The following is a 19,217-nucleotide window of genomic DNA, read 5'->3' on the forward strand; positions in this document are numbered from 1 at the left end:
GCCGTTCGGGTGTCGAGTTCGGCTTGACGCTCGTCCGGGTCGTCGGTTGCCGGTTCGGGCTCCAGCCCGGCAAGCCCGGTCAGGCGTGCAAGCTCGTCGAACAGTAGATCAGTGGCGTTCGTGCTCTCCGTTTCCCACGGCACCGCGATCGTGTTCAGGTCGTGGTTGGTGGCGACCTGCTGCGCTGACTGAGTCTTGACGACCGTGAATCCGAGCGACTTCGCCAGGTCGACCAGCTCAGCCCACTTCATGGTCGGGTCCGGGTGAGGGCCGTCGGCGATGACCGCGGGTACCGGCACGCCCTGCTGTGGCTCGGACGGCGACGTTTCGGAGACGAGCTCTTCCGGCATCGTGGCAGCAGCCTCGGTGACCTGCAGCGCCGCAGGCTGATCGGCGGGGTCGACACCGGCAAGGCGGCGAATCTCGGTGCTCGTCGCGCGAAGGTGTTCGGCCAGGCCGAGTTCGCCATCCTCAATCCGGTCATCCTGACCGGAGGCGTCGACGAGCGCGGCCAGCGCGTCCATCTGTTCCGCCACGGCGGCGGCTTCTCCTGACCAGCCTCCACTGATGTTGTTGACGATGGTGGCTCGCTGCGCCGGGGTCACGGTGGGTTCGCGAACAGCACGCTGCGCGTGAACGAAGGCCAGCCGGGCCGGCTCGTCCAGGCGTACAGCCGAGGGCATCTCCATCGCCGCGATCTGATCGGCGATTGGGAGATCGTCTCCCGATCCGGTCGGGACGAAACGCACTGACTCGATGGCCAGACCGCGCGCAGGTTCCCGTGATGGACGTGACGGGACAGGCTGAGGTGCTGGTCCTGCCGTGTCCGCCTCGATCGTTTCCTCCTGGGCAACATCCTCGACCGGCTCGATCTCGGGCTCCGGCTGGGCGCTGGTGACGGCGGCTTCTGGTTCCTCGGGCGCGTCCCAGAGGCTGAACTGCTCGGCCTCGGGCACAGGCGTGGGTGCTGCCGGGCGGGCCGGAGCCGCTGGGCGAGAGCGCGACGCGGTCTGCGCAGGGTCCGCGAGCTGAACTGCCTCACCGGACTCGACGAACACCCAGCCCTGCTGGGCATCCAGCGTGACCAGGCGCAGCAGCTCACCGCCGTCAACCACGTCGTGGGCGTAAGCGGCGGTCGGCGTGGCGGTCACCGTCCACGTGGTGCCGCTGGGCCGGGCGAAGCCGTGCTGGCCTGCCTCGAGGACTACGACGAGGAACTCCTCGATCGAGCTGATCGGGTGCTCACGGCCGTTCAGCACGATCGGCGTGGCCAAGAGCAGGTCATCGTCGGTCGATTCCCAACCCAGCGTCAGCTCCGTGGAGTCGCGAGCCCACCGCTCGATCGGGCCGTGCTCGTTGTAGCTGAGGTCAACCCGCTCCCACCCGAATTCCGCGAGATCGAGATCCTCCGGCACCTCGATGCGCTCGACTTCCACAGCAGGGCCTGCGGATGGCAGGGCCTGCTCGGGCGCCTGGTCCTCCTGCGTCATCAAGGTGACCAGCGACTTCGGGCGCGGCACCATGCGCAACTGGGGGTCGGCTTCCCCGGCGGTGGAGAACTGCCAGGTCGTGGGGCCGGGTTCGCGGCGGTTGTAGTCCAGCAGGTCGCCGACCAGGTCGACGGCGTCCTCGTGCACGACCGGTTGCTCAGTGATCCGGAACGGGCTGAACAGGTAGCCGGGGTGCTCGACGACGTCCCCGACCTCGATCTGGGACAACCGTTTGAGCGTCTCGACATCCACCGGAAGCACGGCTGTCAACGCGGCGATCCGGTCAAGGACACTCCGCTGCTGCTCGGACACGCCTGCGACACCGTCGACGGCGATCAAGGCATCGGCGTTGACAGCGGCGCGACGACGCCGCGCCCGACCGCCCTTCTCGTGCTCGGCCAGCGCTGCGCCGATGACGGCGGTGATCGCCTCGTCGCGATAGCCGCCCAGCTCCTGGCGGGCGGCCTGCGCGAGCTCGCGCTCGCCGGCGGCGATGAAGCCCTTCTGGGCGGCGGCGAACGCGCTGTGCGCGTCGTCCGCGTCGAGAAGCACCTGCCGCGTTGCCGGGGTGAGGCCGACGGCAATCCAGTCCTGCAGGCGCTTCCAGGTAATCCTGCCTGCCCGCGGTTCCTCGCCCGCGTCGACTTCGATCACTACGGCCTTGGTGTTGTAGCGCACGCGCACCGGCGCACCGGGATCGGGCTCGTCGTCCCCACGAGCGCCTTGGAAGCCGCCTTCACCGCCGCGCGAGAACGAGGTGACGTCGTCGCCGATGGTGCGGACCACGCGAGCGAACTCCCCGCCCGACATGTTGCGGAGCATGAAGGCGACGTCGTAGGGAAGCAGCGGGCCCGGCCGGTCGTTAGCCTGCTCGCCCACGACATTGTCCGCGCTTGGCTGGTCGGTGTCCTGCGGCTCCGCGTTGATCTCGTCGGGCAGGACGAAGTTCCCAGCGGTCGCCATGCTCCCGGCGACGGCGTCGAGGTTGTCGGCGATCGTGGCGATGCCGGCCGCACGCAGAACACGGCCGGTGGCGTCAGCGAATCGCGCCCGGTTGCGGGCCTCCGCCGCGAGGGCCTGCAACGCGATGCCCGTGTCGAGTCCATTCCCCAGTTCGACCTCGGCCTGCCCTCGCTGGCCGGGCTCGAACCTCGTCCTGGTGGCCTGCGCGACGAAGGCGTCGCGGAGCACCTGCAACGCGGCGGGTTCGATCAACCGGCCGCGCAGACTCGTCGGACCGAAGAACTCGTTCACAGAGTCGGAGTCCCCCACGGTGATCGCACCGTGGACCGAGCGGACGGCATTCACGGTGAACGAGTCGAACAACTTCGCCGCCCGCGCCCGCGCCAGCGCCACCGGGTCGTTCACGACCCGCTCGATCTCGGAGCTGATCGCCCGCAGGTGCCCGGCGAGGCTCCGGTCGTCCTGGTAGAAGCCCAGGGCGTTCCGTTGCTGGGTGAGGTCCGGGACGGCAGCGTCGATCAGGTCCGCGAACTGGCTGAGCCGGTGCGCGGTGAGCAGCGGGAACTCGTCGTTGCCCGTGACCCGGAGCACGGTTGTGCGAACGGGGAAGGCATCGCCGGTGGTCAGCGCGCTCCCCGCGACTGCCAGGGCAAGGTGGACCGGGCCCGTGGGTACCCCGTCGATCTCGCGGGGCAAGCTCTCCAGGCACTCCCGCAGTCGCCGCAGCAAGGCGTCTCGGTTGTCCAGGTCGCCGGCCTGCAGTTCCATCGGGAAGGCACCGACGGGCTGTTCGGTGATCGTGCTCGCCGTTTCGACTTGGGCGACCTGCTCGGGCAGGGCGACCGGGATCTCCGGCGCGGCCTGCGGGGCCTCCGCCGGCGCGAGTTCGTTGTCTGCCTTGGGCTGCGAAGCCACGAGCGCGGGTGTTTCGGGGGTCTGGACGACGTCGAGGTCCACCTCCGCCGCCCGCTGTTCGGTGGTCGCGGAGGCAGGTTCGGCGCTGGCCTGCTGGCCGTAGGACAGGATCCACTCCAGGGATCCCAGTTCGAGGCGCCGCTGTGCGCGGGTGACCGTCACGTAGGCCAGCCGCAACTCCTCGGGCTGGGGAAGGATCTCCTCACCGGTCTCCGGGTCCTCGGTGGGGCCACGGAAGTCATCGGCGATGCGGACGGCATTCCACTCGCGTCCCTTGGCCTTGTGCGCGGTGGACACGACCAGGTCGGCCTTGAGATCGGGGTCGGTCTCGTCCTCGTCGATCAGGTCCTGGGCCATCTGGATCAGCCCCTCCGGCCGGTGCTGGTCGACAAGCCGGACGAGCATCTTGAGCGACTGGGCCTCCTCGTGCTGGTTGACGTACTCGCGCACGTCCCCCCAGGTACCGAACATGGCCAGGTCGGGGTGCTTGGTCGAGCGTCCTCGCATAAGGTCCTGCGCGGCCTTGGCGATGTCCTTGATCGCGTCGCCGCCACCGACCAGCGCCACGCGCTTGCCGTCATCCATCGCGTCGATCACCGCGGCGACGGCCGCGGCGTTGGTCCGGCACAGCACCGCGTCCGGATCGGGCACCTGCTCCAGACGGGTATCGAGCCCTGGGTTGCCCTCCAGCGTGAGCCGGGCGCGCAGCAGGCCGAGAAACTGATTGCCGACCTCGGCGACATTCGGGCCGAACCGCCAGCTCTGCGTCAGGGGCAGGGTGACGTCGGCCGGCCAGTTCCGCAGGAAGTCCTTGGCTCCGGTGAAGCCGTAGATGCTCTGGTAGGAGTCGCCGACGACGATGGTCTGCGCCGACTGGGCCTGCACCAGGCGGGCCTGCAGTTCGTTGACGTCCTGGACCTCGTCGAAAATGATCACGTCGCCGGGGATGGTCGGGTTCCCGAGCGCCCAGATTTTCCGGTAGTCGTCGTGCACGAAGCGCAACTGCCCGTCCGGGTCGGTCTTGTCCGCCCAGATCCGGCGGGCGTAGTCGAGCACGAGGGTGCTCAGCCCGGTGGTGTCGGCCGCGGCGGACTCGCCGACATGCCGGAAGCCGATCTCGGCGTCGGCGCTCTCGCGGAACCGCTTGACCGTGCCCTGCGCCAGCCGCACGAGACTGGTGACCTCGATCTCCTCGGTACCTTGCGGGCCGTAGCGCACGCCGTCGTAGCGGTCGTGCCCGAGAACAGCGGCGATCTCTTCTGGGAATCCGTCGTTCTTGTCGATCTTCCCGAGCTTGGCCTGATAGCGCGGATTGGATCGCAATGCCTTGCGCGCGAAGGCATGGAAGGTGTCGGCGGTGACGTTCGGTCCGAACGCGGCCTGAGCCTCGTCGGCGATAGCGCGATTGAACGCCACATACGTGATCTTCTTGTCCGGCATCCGGGCGGCGACCATCCGCATTGTGCTGGTCTTGCCCGTTCCGGCCAGCGCCCGCACCGCTACGTCGCGGCCGTCGAGGCAGGCGTCGATGATCGCCTGCTGCTGCGGGGTCGGCGGATAGCTCGGTGCCGGGGACGCCTTCGCCGCCGCCTTCGCGTCGAGGTCGGCCAGCACGTCCCGGATGGACTGCACCGCCTCGTCCCGGCTTGGCCCGCCGCGACGAGGGAAAAACTTCCAGACCTGGCCCTCATTGGGCCGCCACCGGAACCCGTTGTCCTTGAACGTTTCGCGTAGCACCTTCGGGTCGCCGCCAGCGGTGCCCGACACGACCGCTGTGTTGCCGGACACCTCGATCACGATCCGCCGAGTCCACGGACCCGGCTGGTTGACGTTCGGTGCGTCTCGGTTCTCGGACGATGGCGTGTCAGGTTCCGGTGCCACGGCTACCTCCGGTTCGGCGGCCGTATCGGTGGCCTCGGGTTCGGGCTGCGGTTCGGCGCTGCGCGCCGCGACGGTCTCGGCGGAGCGCTGGTCGACCGGCGGTTCGGCCGGTTCCTGCTGGCCGTCCAGCTCGGCTGGACGTTCGTTGTCGCGCGCAGCGGCGCTGTCGGCTTCGGGCTCCGCCGGCGCTGCTTCGACGCCGGTGTCCGGTGCCTGCTGCGTGGGCGAGTCCGCGCCCGGCCGCTCGTCGCGGCGTTCTCGTTCGCTGGTCGCGATGGAACTCGACAACGTCGGGCGCTGCGTCGAAACCTCGCCCTGCCCTTCGCGGGCCTCGAGGATGTACTCCGCCATGTAGACCGGCTCGATGTTCAAGCGGATCGCCACGTTCAGAGCAAGGTCGGTGATCCGCTGGGGTTCGACCGTGGCCAGCAGCGCGGCGACATGCCGTGCGGCGCCGACCCGGCCCTCGACCCACTGCAGTTGCTCGTCCCAGAGCCGCAGCCGGGCCTCGACCAGCACCTCCATCGCGGGAAGGCTGTAGGGCGCCCCCAGGTAGGCCGCGACCTGCTCCTCGACACCGACGGTCTTGGCGAAGTCGGCTGGGTCGAGCCCGTTCGGCAAGGTCGTGATGTCCAGGTCCTCGTAGCGGCGGACCGCGTCCTCCGCCCTGGCCAGCACGGCCTTGCGTCCGGCCTCGTCGCCGTCCAGAGCGAACACGCGGCGCCGGTCGACGGGAACCAGCGCGTCCACCGCGTCAAGATGTCCGTTGGTCAGTGCGGTGCCGCACGGCGCGATCGGCATCAGCGGCCGGTCCGGCCGCGCGGTCGCGATGATCGCGGCGACGTCGAACGGCCCCTCGACGAACACGGGCACGGCGTGACCGGCGAGGTCGCGCTGCTCGTACAGCCCCAGCAGCAGCGAGCTCTTGTCGAACAGCGCCGACGCCGGGGAGTTGAGGTACTTGGCGTCCGCGGTGCCGGACAGATCACGGCCGATGAACCCGGCCATCCGGCCCTCGCCGTCGCGGATGCCGAACATGATCCGGTTGCGGAACCGGTCGATCAGTTGCCCTTGGCGCGGGCCGTTGCGCACCACCGACGCGACCCCGGCGTCAACCAGGTCCTGGTCCCGGAAACCCTTGCCGCGCAGGTGTTCGACCAGTCCCGTCCACCCGTTCGGCGCGAAGCCGATCGCCAACCCGCCGTCCGCGCCGGCCCGGCGCCGAACCTGGTCGACGGCGGCTTGAGTGCCGAGCCGGTCCCGCACGTAGCGCTGCGCGGTCGGTGAGGCGTCGAGCTGGTCGTCGTACCACTGCACGGCCTCGGCGTTGACTCGCGCGTGCAGCGCGATCTGGTACTCCGGAGTGATCAGCGTCGGGTCGGCCGCCTGCTCGACCGCGGTGGGCAGGCCCTGTTCCTGCTCGGCTGGCGCCGGCGGCGTGGCCTCCTCGGCCGCGACGTCAGCGTGCCTGACGTCGGCGGGGGCTGCCTCGGCGAGAGCGGTCACGCGCTCGCGTGCCTGCGCTACCACCGAGGCGACAGCGGATTCCCCTTGGTCGCCGGGCGCCAAGTGGGCGCGCACCGCGCTGGTGAGGACTTCCGCGACGACGGTGTCGAGCACCTGCAGCAGTTCCTCGCCCGCTGCCTGCGCCTCGGGGGACAGGACAGCGCCGTCGTGGCGCTGGTGGAACCGGCGCCAGACGGGGATGGCCTGGGCGAAGAACTCCGTGTGGTCCTCGGTGAGGCCGGGGCGCAGCCACGCCGCCAGCTCGTCCCACCGCACCGCGCCCGCGCGCAGGTGCCCGACTTCGACCTCCACGTGCGTGCCCCACGCGATCACCCGGTCGGTCTGGTCGATGTCCGGCTCGCCCTCGCCGCGCGCAGTCGCACGGTGCCCCTGCATGAACCCCGGCCCGCCCCAGTCCCCCGGATCGGCGGCCTGGGCCACGACCTGCCCGAAGGCGCTCGGCGCGAGCGAGGCCACCCGCAACAGCGCGAGCGCGACGTCCGCCTCGGTCAGCGGGCCACGCGGCGCGGTGCGTTCACCGGGCGGCGGCCAGCCCGCGTCCACGATCAGCCGCCGGTGACCCGGCGAGACGGTGATCTCGCCGTCGATCCGGCGACGCGGAATCGTCACGGTCGGCGGCTCGGTGCCCTCCGCCGCGGCGCGGTGGAACGCCTGCCACACCGCGAGTCCCGCCTCGCCGAGGACCGGCGACGGCGTTCCCCGCCTGGTTCCTCGCGTGGTGCCGCGCCGGGACCGGGCCGAGCCGGTCCGGTCGAGAGCCGCAGCGTCGAGCAGTTCCCCCTGCTCGGCCTGCGCGGGCTGGGCGGCGGTCATCGCGTCGGTGACGACGTTTCGGGCGTGGGCCCAGCGCGGCAGATTGCCGGGATAGGCCAGTTCGGCCTGGTCCAGCAGGTCCAAGGCCCGCTCGAACTCGCCCACCCGGAACGCGACGTTGGCCTCGCGGGACAGCGCGGCGCCGAGCTGCTCCTGCTCGGCGCGCTCGGCCGCGTTGCGCGCCTGGATTCCGTCGTGATCGGGATGACCCTGTTTGACCTCCGGGTGGTCGGCGACGTAGGCGGTGATCCAGTCCCATTCCTGCGTGGATCCGTCGAGGTGGCCTGGATCGGTGAGGTAGCGGCCGACGTCCCCGGCCCAGGCGTAGCCCGAGGCGTGGTCGTGGATCTCGCGGACGACCTGTGCTTCGCGTTCGGGCGTCAGGGCCAGGGGGCCCGCGACGTTTTCGGCGCGGCGCAACAGGTTCTCGGCCTCCCGAGGGTCCGCGCCCGAGAGGGCCAGCGCCTCGTCGACGTGCTGGCGGACCTCCGGGCGCTGCTCGGGACCGGGAAGCATGTGCGGGGTCAGTTGCGCGAGGCGGCGAGCCCAGTCCTGAAGGCCCGGCCTGGCTGTGAACAGCTCGGCGGCGACCGTGCCGCGGTAGGTGGCAAGGTGCTCGGCGGCCGACTCCACCGGCATTGGACGCCCGGCGCCGTCGAAGGCCTGCGCCGAGCCCACCGGCCAGCACAGCACCGACGGGTTCGGCGCGGACGGCTCGTGCACCGCGACGAACGCAGCGTCCGCGACCCGCACGACCCGCACCTGCAAGTCGTGCTCGGTCGCCACGGCGCGCAGTTCGCGCAGCGTCGGCAGCTCCACCGCCGTTGTGGCGGCGGCGATCTGCGGGCCGCTCTCCAGCGCGTCCGCGCGGTCGTCGGCGGACAGCAGCACGGCCAGCTCGGCGCGCATCTCGTCCGCCCGGCCGGCCGCCGAGGACGCCGCCCCGGTCACGGCGTCGACCAGGAGCTGCCCGCCGTCGTCGCGGCCCAGCCACTCCTCGGGCACCGCGATGGTGTCGAAGCCGCCTTCAGCGGCACAGGCGAGCTGGATCTGCAGACCGGCCTCGCCCGTCTCGAACCAGACCTTGGCACCGCGCCAGGTCAGATGATCCGCTGGAATCAGTCCACTAAGGACGGTTTGCGGGGAGATACCACGTTGCGCGGCGCGGGCGAACCCGAGCAAGGTCGGCGCGAGATCTTGTTCGTTGAGCTGGCGGGCCATGATCCCGCGCTCGCGCGGAATCACGAACGGCTGCTCGCTGCGGCTGGCCGTCGCGGTCCTGCGCGCCAGCGCGTCCAGCTCGCCCGCGCGGCCCAGCAGATCGTTGGCCCGCGCGGCGACGTCGGGTGCCAGGCCCGCCCGCATCGCGTCGGCGTACTGGCGGTGAGTGCCCACGTCGAGCTGGTGTCGATGCGTGCGCACCACGTCGACCAGGTCGGCCAGCGCGGTCATCTCCTGCGCCAGCGGCAGACGAGGATCGGTGGTCACCGTCCGGGCGCTGTGATCGACACCGTGCTCGGAGACGGTGTCCAGGCGACGGTGCGTGTAGCCGGCCGCGGCCAGCTCGCCGTGCATCTCCTCGTAGAGCGCGAGCAGCTCCCGGTTGAGGTCGTCGGAGGCGACCGGATCCGGCGGAGTCGCGGTCTCCCCCGCGGTGGCGGCGTCCTCCGTGGATGCCGCTGGGCCCTGTGACGTGACCGCGTCGCGCAGCGCGGGAAAGGTGAGCGGCACTGCGCGGCCGTTGAGGCGCAGTTCGCTGACCTCGCCCGTCGACGACCAGGTGATCTGCAGCCGTTGCTGACCGCGCTGCCAGTCCGAGGAGTAGCTGTGCGGCATCGGCGCGGGGTACTGGCCGTGCTCGACGATGAAGCCGCTCCCGACCCAGCCGTGGTCGTTCAGCATCGTCAGCAGTTCAGGTGCCAGGCGGGTTCCGCCACTGGCCGGGATCTCTGATCCCGCCTCGTCCTGATCTGCGGCGTTCTCTGCCGCCGTGGGCTCACCGGCGACCGCGGTGGCGGCGCGCGACGAACGAGTCTCGCCGGACGCGGCCAGGCCGGTGTCCTGGCTCGCCTCGGGCTGTGGCTGCGCGGCAGCGACGTGAGTCCGGCTCTCCCACGCGTGCAGGCTGCGCGCGGTCGCGTCGGGCAGGTCGTGCAAATCGAGCCGCACCGCGAAACCTGCTCGGGTCAGCAGGTCGCCGGCACCGGTCAGGCGGGCGATCAGGCGCTCGTGGAACCTGGTCATCGACCTCGCGTCGCGCTGCACTCGCAGGGTCTTGGGCAGCAGCCAGGCGCCCGGTTCCCCGGTCGGGGTGTCCACCCGGCGCCACTTCCATCCGGCACGGTCGGGGCGCAGGAGGTCCGCGATGCCGTCGCCGCGGTCGGTGCCCAGCAGCATCACGCCGCGCTCGAACGAGTAGTGCAACGTCAGCGTCCGCACGACCTGCTGCTGAGCGTCGTCGGCGCCGGTGCTCGGTGACGCCGAGGGCTCTCGCGGTGCGGCAGCGTCGGCGGGATCCGGCTCGGTGGCCAACTCTTGGTCGTCGTCCAGTCGCTCGTCGTCCGGCGTCCCGGTCTGCGGCTGCTCGCCCTGATCGGCGGCCGGTGCCGTCGTGGCCGGAGCGGCGGCCGGCTCGGGCGGAGCGTGCACGCCATGGCCGTGGGCGATGTCGTAGACGACGCTGCGCGCGAGGTCGCGCCACCGCTGGCCGACGTAGTCGTTGTCGAGCAGGTAGTCGAGCATGGTGTCGTTCGGCGGATTGTCGCCGTCCATCGCCGCGACGACGGTGTCGATCAGGTGATCGCCCAGGACCTGGGCGAAGTTGTCCTCGCTGTTGACCCGCGCCGACTGCAGCATCCTCGGGTCGGCCGCGGCGTCGATGATCCAGCGGCGGATCCACTCCGCGTCCTGGTCGGTGTGCTGCAGCGCGAGATCCGCGAACAGGTTGTCGACCAGCTCGGGCAGCTCGGCCACCAAGTCGCGGTTGATCATCGTGCGGACCCGCTCGATGCCGACCTCGCTCACCAGCGCGGCGAACGGGCGGTCGCCCGCGTAGCGGCGGGCCACCTCCAACCCGACCGGGTCGGGCTGCTCGCGACCAGGTGAGCGCTCCGCGCGGATCGGCTGGTCGAGCTTGAGGTCGAGGGCACCCTGGAAGAACCGGGGCATCGCCTCCGGGACGGTGCGCTCGGCGTCCCGGACATCGACGTGCTGCGCGAGGGCGACGAACTGCCGGTGCAGCCACTGCGCCTGCGGCGCGGTGAGCCCGAGCAACTGCACCAGATCCTGCCCGGCCAGCGCCCGGTCCGGGGTGTCCGGTGATGCCTCGGCGGTCTCCGGCCGGAAACCCAGCAGCATCTGGTCGACGAGCTCGGGCGTCAGAGACGCGGCGTCGTGCTCGGCGAGCAACGCGGCCACCTGGTCGAGTCCGGCGCGGGCGTGTTCGGGTGCGGACCGCACCACCTCGTCGATCGCCGCGCGGATGCGCCAGTGTCGCGCGGGGTGCGCCCACCGCGTTTCCAGCGGCACAGCCAGGAAGTTCGCCCCCGACGACCACACGGGGCTGTCGTAATTGTCGTCGCCGTCGCGTGACACAGCCGCGACGAACTGGTCGTCACGGAACCCGAACTCGATCCGCAGCCCACGCCAGAGCACATGCTCGGCCTGGCGAGGATCGTTGATTGCCTGCCCGGCGACCTCGGCCAGCACTTGGTCGACCTGGTCGGCGGGAACGTGCGCCGGGGGCGGTCCGGAACGCGTCGCGTCGAGACCGGGCGCCTGGTCGGCGGCGACCGCGATTCCCAGCGGAACAGCGGCCTGCCGCAGTATCTCCAGGCCCTGGTCGCTGAACGCCTGGTTGGCCGGGTCGTCCTCGGCCAGGTGCAGCAGGCGGTCGGCGAGGTCCGTCGCCTCCATCATCGCGTCGGTCAGCGGGTCGATCCCGCGGTCGGCCGGCTCCGGTGCGGGCCGGGCGACGTCCTCCTCCGTGGCGGCCGGGCTGCTCTGCACATCGTCGGCGGCCTCGGCCGCGTCGCTGATCTCGCTGTGTGTTTCCGGAGACGACGTCGCCGTCTGCCCGGCCGCCGCGTGGTGCTCCTCGAGGACCCCGCTGACGCGGCGCCGCTCGGCACGAGAGCGGTCCGCGGCGCTGTCGACGAACCGGTCCAGCGCGCGCAGGATCTGCCAGTGCTGGTCGGGCTCCGCCCAGCCCTCCTCCAGCGGCACGTCCTCGAAGACGACGGGGTTGGGGTATTCCGGGTCGCCGTCGATGCTCACGGCGGCGAGCAACTGCTCGTCGCGGTGGCCGATCTCGATCCGCAGGCCGCGCCACACCACGTGCCCGGACCGTTGACCGCGCGCGGCGGCTTCGGCGAGCCTGCCGAAGGTACCGGGCACCTCGGCGCCGGACACCTTCGTCGACGTCCCCAGGCCGGGGATCGGGACCGCGACGCTGCGGTCGAGGTGCTCGTCGACGGTGAGCGCGAACCCGTGCAGGCGCTTGGCGCGCACCAGGCTGGTCACGGCCTGCTCGTGTCCGGGGTAGTCCTGGGGAAGGTTGATCACCTGGGCGGTCAGGGCGGACAGCTCTTCCTCGGCCTCCGCCGCGTCCCGGTAGTGCGCCCTGGCCTCGGCCTCGTCGTACCCGCGCGGCACGTGCCGCGCGTTGACCATGACCTGGACGTCGTCGCCGAGGATCCCCGCCATCGCCTGGGCGTCGTGCATGACCATCGCCGCGAGTTCGGGATCGAAGTCGTCGTCCTCGAGGTCGAGGTCGATGTCCGGCTCGACGACGCTCTCCGCCGGCGTCGCGGTCTCTGGCCGCTTCGGCTCGGTGGACTTACGCAACTCGGTGTTGATCTCCTCAAGCCGTTCCCGCGCGGCGTTGAGGTCGCCGGCCTGGGTGAACGGCTTGCCGAGCTGCGCGCGGGAGGACTCGATCCGCTTGGTCAACTGCTCGTTGGTCTCCCGCAGCTCCACCGCCCGCGTCGCAGCGGACTCGACCGCGCCGACGACGGCCTGCCGGAACCGGTACTGCTGGCCCTTGGCCAGCCACTTGGCGTTGACCTCGACCCGGTGCTCACCGCGGTGCGGAGACGACCCGGTGTTGATCACGGCGGAGAGCACCTGCCGTCGCCAGCCCTGGTCGCGCAGCTCGAACCCGACGCGCAGCCCCCGCCAGTTCAGCCACGCCTCGGAGTGCCGCTTGGTCTTCACCGCGTGCGCGGCGAGCGCGGCCAGCGCGGTGTCGATGTCCTTGTCCTCGCCCAGCACCTTCCCGGCTTGGGTCGTCCACGGCGTCACGACCTCGTCGTCGTCGGCCGGGGGCTGCCCGTCGAGGCGGCGCTGCTCGACCCGCGCTTCCCCGACGGCGTGCTCGACGGTCCGGGTGATGCCTTCCAGCGCCTTGGCGAGGGTGCCGTTGTCGCGGATCTCGCGCTGGTCGCGGGAGATGTTGTTGGTCAGCCGCTTCTGGGTGCGGGTGTGGGAGGCGGCCAGCGAGGAAAGGCGGGCGACGTCGGCCTTGACCTTGGCCAGGTCCATTAGCATCGGGTTGCCGGTGGCCAGCGCCTTGACTTCGGCAAAGCTGAGGGTGACCTCGCCGATGTCGTCGATCTCCCGTTGCCCGGCGGCGATCTTGCCCGACAGCACCTGGGCGATGAAACGCGCCTTGCGCTCCAGGGTCTGCCACATGTAGCCGTCGAAGCTGCCCTCGGTGACGTAGCGGAAGATCTGGACTTTTTCCGGCCAGCTCGCCGGAACCTCCTCGCCGGCCGCCAGCCGTCGCGCCCGCTCCTGCTGCAGGGCGAGCATCCGGTTGCCCGGACGGCGGACCCGGCCCTCGCGCTGCTCGACGTCGGCCGGGCGCCACGGGGCGTCCAGGTGGTGCAGCGCGACCGCGCGGGACTGGATGTTGGTGCCGACGCCGAGCTTGTCGGTGCTGCCGATGAGCACCGAGACCTTGCCGGAGCGGCAGTCGGCGAACAGCTTGGCCTTCTGCGCGTCGGTGCCCGCGTCGTGGATGAACCGGATCTGCTCGCGCGGCACGCCCTGGGCGATCAGGCCGTCGCGGATCTTGCCGTAGACCTGGTCACCGCGTTCCTTCCCCGGTGTCCCCAGGTCACAGAACACGATCTGGAACGCGCCCCGCACACCGGTCTCGGCGTCGGCGGCGTGCTTGGAGTCGGCGGGGAACTGCAGCTCGGCGGTCTGGTGGAAGATCCGCGAGGCGTTCTCCACGACGTCGTCGATCTTGCCGGGGAACGGGTCGCCCAAGCCGACCAGCGCGGGGTCCACAGCGACCTTGCGGCCGTCGGTGCAGACCTTGAGCATGTTGTCGCCGCCCTTTTCGGCGCGGCTGCCCCGGCAGTTCTCCGCGCGCCGGGCCAGGTCATGGATGTAGGCGCGCTGGATCGGCGAGGCGGTGGAGACGACGTTCTCGTGCTCGACCTCGGGCACCTTGAGCCCGAGGTCTTCCTGGGTGCGGATGTCGGAGCGCTCGGCGAAGAGCTGCAACAACTCGCGGACGTTCTTGAACGTCGACGGGCGCCGGTTCAGGCGCGGGGTGACCCCGTCCGGGCCGATCTCGACGTTGGTCTCGAACTGCACGCACCACGCCGCCCAGGCGTCGGGCGAGTCGATGCCGATCTCTTCCAGCCGCTCCGGCATCAGGTAGTGCAGGACGATGTAGAGCTCCAGCAGGCTGTTGCTGACCGCGGTGCCGGTGTAGAAGGTGCCGACCCGGTCGTAGCGCGAGCGCAGCCAGGTGAGCTTCATGTCCATGTCCGTGGCCCGCTTGCTGCTGGACATGGAGAAGCCCTCGGTGTGGCAGGGCACCATCAAGTTCTTGAAGTAGTGGAACTCGTCCACCAACAAGTGATCCACGCCGAGGTGCTCGAAGCGGACCCCGTCGTCGTGGGAGTGCTCCAGCAGGTACTCGACCCGCGCCTCCAGCGAGTCGATCAGCTTCTCGACCTGCTTGGTGCGTCGGCCGGGCTTGGAGAACTCGTCGTCCTCGGCGTCCTCGCTCGCCATCACCGCGGCCAGCGACGCCCGGTACTTCGCGGCGAGCTCGGAGAGGTAGTCGGCCTCGTTGCGCTCGTGCATCGGAATCCGGGTGAACGCCGGGTGCGTGACGATCACCGCGTCCCAGTCGCCGGTGGCGCACCGCGCGGCGAACAGCTTGCGGCTGCGCGCATCCGACATGTCGTTCTCGTCGGCGACCAGGATCTTCGCGCCGGGGAACCGCTGCTTGCCCTCGCGCGCGGTCTGCTCCAGAAGATGCTTGGGCACCACGATCATGGGCTTGGTGACCAGGCCGAGCTGCCGCATCTTCATCGCGGTCATGAACATGATCGTGGTTTTGCCGCCGCCGACGGCGTGCCCACACAACGCGGTCTGCGTGGAGATCGCCTGGTAGACCATGTCCCGCTGGTGCGGGTACGGGTCGAAGCCCTCGGCGAGGCCGGGGAAGGTCAGGTGGGCGCCGTCGTAGCGGCGCAGCACCGTGGAGTTGAACAGCCGGTTGTAGCGCTCGGCGAGCCGGTCGGCGCGTTCGGGCTCCTCCCAGATCCACTCCAGGAAGCGGGCCGTGACCTGGCGCTGCTTCTCCTCGGCGGCCGTGGTCGCCTCGATGTTGCGGACCGTCTCCTTGGTGCCGTCCGGGTTGCGGATCGTGTCGGTGACGGTGGGGGTCTGGCCGTTGAGGGCCAGCTCGACCAGCTTGGCGGCGTGCACCCGCTCGGTGCCCCACTCCGCGGTCGCCTCCGGCGTGGTCTTGTCCCGCTTGTCGACCTTGACTTCCCAGGTGGAGGTCAGCGGCTCGCGGCGCACCATCGTCGGGCGGCTGGTGCCCAGCAGCTCGACCAGGAAGTCCTGCACGTCCGAGGACGGGATCCACGGGGCGCCCAGCGGGGCGTGGATCTCGCCGGGGCCCAGCTCGACCGGCTGGACCTCGCGCAGCGCGTCGACGTTGCGCGTCCACAGGTCCGGCTCGGTCTCGGCCGCGGCGAGGGCCTGGTCAAGCTTGGTGCGGACGTTGCCGGACAGGTACTCCTCGGCGGTGCCCCACGCTCCGGTGGACGGGTCGACGAAGGCGAGGTCGCCCATCGCCTCGGGCACGGCCGCGACCTCGATGTCCAGCAACCTGGCGACGGTCGGCAGGTGCAGTTTGCCGTGCTCGTCCAGGCACAGCGCGATCGCTTCGCCGACGTTGTCGGCCCGCTCCTGGCGCTGCGGGGCGCGGTTGACCCGCCGGGAGAAGATCGCGGCCTTGGTCGCCGAGCGGGTGTCGTCGTCCCAGTCCTCCAGCGCCAGCACCGAGAAGTAGTCGGGGTCGGTGCGGAACCCGCCCATGCGCGGGCGCCGGCGCTGGATGGTGACCTGCCCGGTCTCCTCGTCCGGCTTGCCCTCGACGATGGTGCAGCGGTTGAGGAAGCCGTACTTGCCGACGTAGTTGTCGTAGCGGCTGTTGAGCTGGCCGCGCAGCCCGCCGAGTTCGGTGTTGATCTCGCCGATGACGGCGGAGGCGCGCTCGCGGGTGTGTTCGGCGGAGGTGAGCCGCTGGTCGGCGGACTGCCACGCCTCCGCGCTGGCGCGGGCCTCGGCGAGTACGTTCGGCTCGGCGTCCCAGGTCTGGTGGGTCGCGGTGAACAGCAGTGTCTGCAGGTCCGCGCCCGGCTCGGCCTTCATCGCGGTCCGCAGCGCCGCCTCGTGCCTGGCCAGTTCGCGGCGCTGTTCGCGGATGGTGTCGTCGGCGTCGCGGATCGCCTTCTCCTGCGTGACCGCGCGTTCCTCGGCCTCGAGCACGCCGACGGTGGTGTCGCGCAGCCCGATCAGGGCGGTGATCTCGGCGAGTTCCTTGCCCTTGAGCGGGACCTGCTCGTACTCGTCCTCGGTGCCCTTGATCTTCTGGCGTTTGGTGGCCGGGCGCAGAAGACCGTCGCGGACCTCGTGTGCCTTGCCGTCGACCAGGTGGAAGGAGCCCTCCTTGCGGCCTTCGGCGTCGGCGAGCACCGTGTTCTCCGCCGAGATCGGCTCCGGCGCGGCGTCGACGTTCCAGAACTGGCCGCGGCCCAGCGCCTCCTGGCTGATCGGCTCGACCTTGGACCGCAACTCGGCCGCCCAGTCCGCTCCCTCGGGCAGATCGACCCGCAGCACCCGCCCGAACTGGGCGGCCCGGTCGCGGCCGTGTTCGCCGACGACGAGGTCCGGGCGGGACAGGAACAGCCGGTTGACCTCGGTGTCCAGCGCGTCGACCTTCTCGGCGTCGAGCCAGGTGTCGTCGCCCGGTTCCTCGCCGGGGCGGCGGCGCCGCAGCACCAGGATGTCGGCGACCGGCTCGGTGCCGCCGGAGCGCCAGGCGACGTTGGGCATCCGGACCGCGCTGATCAGGTCGCAGTTGGCGTACAGCGCTTCCCGCGCCTCCCGGTCGGCCGAGTCCAGCGTGTAGCGGCTGGTGATCAGCACCGCGACCCCGCCCGGCCGCAGCGACTGCGCCGAGCGCCAGATGCAGTAGTTGTGCAGGTTCTTGGTGACGGCTTCGGGCGCGTTCGGGTCGAAGATCAGCGTGTCTGCGAACGGCACGTTCCCGAGCACCGCGTCCACCGACGCGGTGGGCAGCTTGGACTTCTCCAGCTTGGAGTTGATGATCTCGGCGTCGGGGTAGATCGCCTGCGCGATCGCCGCGGTCGAGGGATCGCGCTCGATGCCCAGCCACGACACCTCACCGGCGAGGTCGGACGGGGTGTGGCCCATGAAGACGCCGGCGCCGCAGCCCGGCTCCAGGATCCGGCCGCCGTCGAAGCCGAGCCCGCGCAGGAGCTGCCAGCAGACCTCGGTGATCTCCGGCGGGGTGTAGAAGGCGTTCGGGGTCGCCTTGCGTGCCTCGATCTGGTCCTCGGGCGGCAGCAGCCACTCAAGCTGCTCGCCGATGTCCTTCCAGCCCGCCTTGCGGTCGGGCTCGAAGGCGTTGGCCATCGGCCCCCACCCCGACCACTGCCGCAGGACATCCCGCTCCTCGGCGGTGGCGTCGCGGCGCTCCTCGCGCAGCCGGTCGAGAACCTCCAGCGCGGCCATGCTGGCGCGGGCGCGGGTGATCGGCCCGGTGCGGGCGGACTTCTCGGCAGGTGTGTCCGCTGGCGCGGTCATGGCGTGCTCCCCGAGTGCTCGGTCGAGGGCCGCTCGTCAGTACCGAGGGCCTCGACGGCGTCGCTGTGCTTGCGGGGGCTGCAGGCATAGAACGGGCCGTAAGGGCTGGTCAGAGTGGACAGATGGGGGTCGAGGTGGTCGCGCAGGTACACCGAGAGCCAGGTGGCGGACTCGTCGACGCTCAATTCCTGGAAGGCGAGGAACAGCGCCATGAACCTCTCGACCGCGTCGACGTGCAGCCACCACTGGCGGCACCAGCGGACCCCGCCGCCCTCGCCGGTCGTGGTCGTTTTGCGCACCATCGGCGCGATGTGGTCCTCCACCCAGGCGTGCAGGACGTCCATCTCGGGCGCCTCGACACCCCCACCGCCCTGCCCACCGCCCTGCCCGCCGCCTGGCTGACCACCGGCGGCGGGTGTCGGTGCGGACGGCGCGGCAGCGGCGGGGTCGGGGGCGCCCTCGTTGTCGAGCGAGGCTTGACGTTGCGCCATCGCGGCGGCCATCGCGTCGGCGTTCTCGGCCGCGTTCACCGAGACGTCGGTGAGCACGTCCTCCAAGTCGTCCAAGGAGTTCGCGTTGCGCTCGGTGGTGTCGGCGACCTTGCGCAGCTGCTGGACGAGCGCGAAGTGCTCGGCTTCCAGCGCGGTCATCCGCCGCTGCAGGGTCTCCAGGACGTCGGGCGCGGTCACTGGCCGCCTCCGGCGGGCTGGGCGAGTTCGGCCATCAGCGCCGCGGCGACCGGGTTGCCCGGCCCGAGGTAGGCGATCGCGGCCTGCTGGACCTCCGTGGTGGCCTGCTTGGAGTAGGCGGTGATCTGCTCCTTCTCGTCGTCGGCCTCCGCGTACCAGGGGTGCAGGTTGAGCAGCGCCGGGCGCCGGCCGCTGGTGAACAGCAGGGCGTTGACGCGGGTCATCGCGGCGATGTCGGCCGCGGTCAAGATCCGCTCGGTGCGCAGGCTGCGAGAGACGGACTGCCCGCCGGGCGAGTAGGAGGTCGAGGTCTCCTCGATCTTGTGGTCGCCGACGAGCCTGCTGAGGTCCTCGCAGAAGTCGCTGTCCTGGACACCAGCGCCGATCGTCTTGATCGTGCTGGCGCTCCAGAGGGCGTCGAAGCCCTCCTTACCCCAGACGCTGCGACCCTGCTCACGCGACTGCAGGACGACCGTCACCATGAGGCCCATCGAGCCGAACCAGGACATCCACGACGGAAGTTCGGGCAGGCGCACGATGTTCGCGCACTCGTCGAGCTGCAGGGTGATCGGCGGATCCAGCCGCCCGCCGCGCGCACTGGCCGCCTGCACGGCGACCTCGATCAGCTCGCCGACGATCGCCGCGACCACCGGACGGCCGCTGCCCTCGCCCTCGCGGGAGAGCAGGTACACCGTCGGATGCCGGTCACCGACCTGCGTGATCAGCGACCACAAGTTCAGCTCTGGCAACGAATCCGGGTCGTCCGGCGGCTTCTCCCAGGTCTGCGGCGGGG

Annotated in this window: 3 protein-coding genes; all 3 read right to left on the reverse strand. The window is 70.9% G+C overall.

The annotated features are described in order from the left end of the window. Positions 1 to 17,735: AAA family ATPase (locus C503_RS42210; protein WP_033401430.1), on the reverse strand; the 17,735-nt coding region annotated here is incomplete at its 3' end. Then, a complete protein-coding gene (locus C503_RS0135950) occupies positions 17,732 to 18,424 on the reverse strand; it encodes a DUF4913 domain-containing protein (RefSeq protein WP_018687058.1) in 693 nt (230 codons plus the stop codon). The genes C503_RS42210 and C503_RS0135950, both read right to left, overlap by 4 nt. Next, positions 18,421 to 19,217, reverse strand: a 797-nt coding sequence (locus tag C503_RS42215) for a type IV secretory system conjugative DNA transfer family protein (RefSeq protein ID WP_018687059.1), incomplete at its 5' end; no start/stop codon positions are given. The genes C503_RS42215 and C503_RS0135950, both read right to left, overlap by 4 nt.

The sequence above is a fragment of the Actinokineospora enzanensis DSM 44649 genome, from assembly GCF_000374445.1.
Classification (GTDB): domain Bacteria; phylum Actinomycetota; class Actinomycetes; order Mycobacteriales; family Pseudonocardiaceae; genus Actinokineospora; species Actinokineospora enzanensis.